Raw genomic sequence first — 783 nt, forward strand, 5'->3', positions numbered from 1 at the left:
CACCTGGCCGGGCGGTGTAGTCGATGTGGATCACGACATCCTCGATCGTCCGATAGTCGAACTGCCGCACCTCCCCCGGCAATTCCAGCGCCCAAGTGCTGACCGCCCCCGCGTACTCGAACGGCAGATAGCGCTCGTCACGAAAGTCGAGGTTGAACAGCCCGCCGTCACTGATCGCGGTGCTCGTGGCGATCGCCTGCCCCGCGCCAGTCCCATACCGAAAGCGCGGATCTGCGTTGACCGGTTCCTCCGCGTACCCACCCAGCGCCTTTTCAAAGCGGGTCTTGTGCGTGAGCAACTGCAAGCTCGCACCCAAGCTGGTGTACGGGCCGACCACCGCGGGGATCGTCAGCCTCACGGCTCGGATCCGTCGCATGTAGTGCCCAGGGTGGTCGAGGTCAAACAGCACCTCCGGGATCCCAAAGTCGCAGCGCCCCGTCTCGCGGAGCGATCGCAGCTGCTCCGGGTCGACCTCGGCCAGCGACACGCTCTTGCGCAGCTCGAGCTCGCGGACGTCCCGATCCATGTACGCAAGATCGAGCCGCTCGAGGTCATGCCCGAGCCGCTCGCCCGCGAGCAGGCCCTTGTGCAGGCTATCCCAGTACCCGAATTCGATGATCGGCGGCTCGGCCGGATCGATCGCAAGCTCATGCCGGTACGCCCGCTCGGCCCGCTTGGCCAGGTCGAACGCGAGCTGATAGGTCTGGAAGTACAGCGTCGCCAGCTGACTGCTCATCCAATCGTAGAGCTCACGATTACTGAATTTCGTGCGCATGTACGCGT

The 783-nt window shown here is 64.6% G+C and carries 1 protein-coding gene; it reads right to left on the reverse strand.

Going from position 1 to position 783, the window contains the following annotated elements; translation table 11 throughout:
* A partial coding sequence (locus tag ENSA7_RS41050) for a Tc toxin subunit A-related protein (protein WP_244924080.1) occupies positions 1 to 736 on the reverse strand: 736 nt, incomplete at its 3' end.
* Positions 737 to 783 lie beyond the last annotated feature (47 nt).

Origin of the sequence: Enhygromyxa salina, assembly GCF_002994635.1 — a bacterium.
Lineage (GTDB): Bacteria > Myxococcota_A > Polyangia > Nannocystales > Nannocystaceae > Plesiocystis > Plesiocystis salina_B.